The organism is Moorena sp. SIO3I6, from assembly GCF_010672095.1.
In genome coordinates, this window is the sequence record NZ_JAAHHU010000724.1 from 1 (window position 1) to 2,370 (window position 2,370).

Consider the following 2,370-nt stretch of genomic DNA (forward strand, 5'->3'; position numbering starts at 1 on the left):
AGACGAAAGGAGAAAGGAGCAAGATATGAGGGGTTGAGATATAGAGTTGATGGAGAAGGGACAAAGGCTGCTACAGGTCCTGGCAGAAGATAGCGCTTTCCCCTGACCTCTTTGGTGGACAAGTTCCAGAGATCTTCCAGCTTAGTCAAAGCTAAGTCTAGGTATTCCGGACGATTCCAGCGGCGGTAAGCTAAAATTAATGCCGTTGCTGCATCAATATCGGCATCGCTGGCAAAATTTCTGTCAATCGCACCCCAGTTACCGCTCTGATCACGACCCCACTTCCACACCCACAGTTGATCTTCGAGAGTACCATTGGTTCCTGAGCGTTTGAGATTGTTTTGAGACCATTGTAAGGTTAGGGCAAAGGTGGTGGGGTCATCGGCAATGACCGCTCGCAGCATCCCATAGGCTTGCCCTTCAGAGGTTGAGCGATCGCTAGCTTCGTAGTCGATGACTCGCCCGTCTTTTTGAATAAATTTCTCTTTGTATACACTCCAACTTTCTGCTATAATATTACTTTCGTCTATAGGTAAAGTAGTCTGGGGAGGGTCTGGTTCAGGATACTCACGGTAGACTGAAGGCGTTTTGGTTGGTGATGACTGGGGGGGTGTTGGGGTTGGAGATCGTCTTGACAATTGATGGGGAGCACAACCCAATTGACTCAACATAATGGTGACAGTAACGATAGAAACGCTCTTAGTGCGACCCATAAATAAATGTTGACGGCTGTTGTAGGACATCGTAAATTTGCGGCTCTTACATTTACTCCTCAAACATAGTTGGATACAAGCCTCTAGATTGATCCAACCTGGTCTTTTAAGGCAAGAAGTCTGAACATCAGCCTAGCCCAAAAACATCAGAGTTCAGAATTATTGAATGCTGATATCGGCTTTAAAAGTCTGGATTATTGATTTGTGATTATAAAATAGCCAATTTTTAATTGCCAATTTTTAAGTGTTCATTGCCATTTGGGATTTTCTCTTTTCATACCTTAATCCTTTATACTTCATCCTTAATCCTTAATCCTTCATCCTTGACACTTCATCCTTTATACTTCATCTAGACTTCATCCTTCACACTTGACACTTCATCTAGACTTGATCCTTTATCCTTAATCAAAACGTTCCCAAGGCGGTTGGAAACCCCTGCGGAACAGAAATCCTTCTTGGATTTGCTGTCTCTGACGGGACAGAGTAGCAGTACTAGAGCCTCGACTGAATTCCTCCAGTCTTAGCTGTTCCAACTGTTCTAGGGCTTTGACTTTGAAGTCTTCAGTCTGATTTAGTCCAACTAAGGCACGACGTACCCCAAAATCCAGGGGTTGGATCGCAAGACCCCTATAATAGAGTTGCTTGGCCGAGTCAAAGCGCCGTTGTTGGAAACGAACACCACCTAAAGCAGCAATAATCTCCGTGTTACTTGGTTCTGCGGTCAAAATCACCTGATAGGCGCGCTCTGCTATGTCTAACTCATCAATCGCTTCTGCCAATCGCCCCTGCAACAAGTATGTCTGAACGGAGTAGGGAGCCCGATTGACTAATTCAATCACCTGAGCTCTGGCTAATTCTGGACTACGCTGAGCAATAACCTGAATTAAACGGCGGTTTACTGGTATGTTGTCTGGTTCAGATTGCAGGAGCGAAATGTATAGGGGTTCCCGTGTGGGATTGGCAGGTAGAGCACCAACTAGAGCAAAGAGTTCTTGGGGCGGAAGCACATTAGGTTGTGTCTGCAACCAATAGTATACAAATGCCTCAGCTTGGGATTCTGGAATCAGATTCGCTTGGTAGGCAATTGTAGCTCGTGCTAACTGTAGGTTAACATCACTAGGATTGAGCGCCACTAGTTGGTCATAAAGTGCCACAGCTTCCCCTGGTCTATCTTGTAGCAGAAGTATAGATGACAATCCTTGCAATGCACCATTGAGAATATCTCGTTGTGGGTTGCTGGCAATCAAGGCTTGGTAACGCTGACGGCTAGCAATCCAATTACCTTCACGACGTTCAATATCTGCCGCTAGCAACTGTACTGCCAGATCGTTAGCTCCCTGGGGTGTCGCGGTATAAGTAGCCAAAGCATTTCTAGCTGAGATCAAGTCATTGGCTTCAATATATAGTTGAGCGATCCGAAAGTACAAAAACGGGGCGTTAACCCCAGATGCCAGGATATTTTGGTATATAGATAGAAATTGTGGCCCCGGCGGCTCGATCGGGATCAAGGCGTCTGCCACCGCTTGCAATTCGCTGGGTTCAGTAGGTAGGGGAATCAGTATGGTCGCTAGACGGTTGCTCAATTCCGCTTGAGAAATTAATCCGGTCTGACGTTCTAGACCCACGATCTTAATCATGAGACTACGGTTATCAGGCT

Annotated in this window: 1 protein-coding gene and 1 pseudogene; both read right to left on the bottom strand. The window is 45.9% G+C overall.

From position 1 onward, the window contains the following. The coding region (locus F6K49_RS41870; RefSeq protein WP_293107161.1) for a glycosyl hydrolase family 8 at positions 1-743 on the bottom strand (743 nt) is incomplete at its 3' end. Positions 744-1,114: 371 nt separating this feature from the next. Next, a pseudogene (locus tag F6K49_RS41875) lies at positions 1,115-2,370 on the bottom strand (hypothetical protein); the annotation flags it as partial.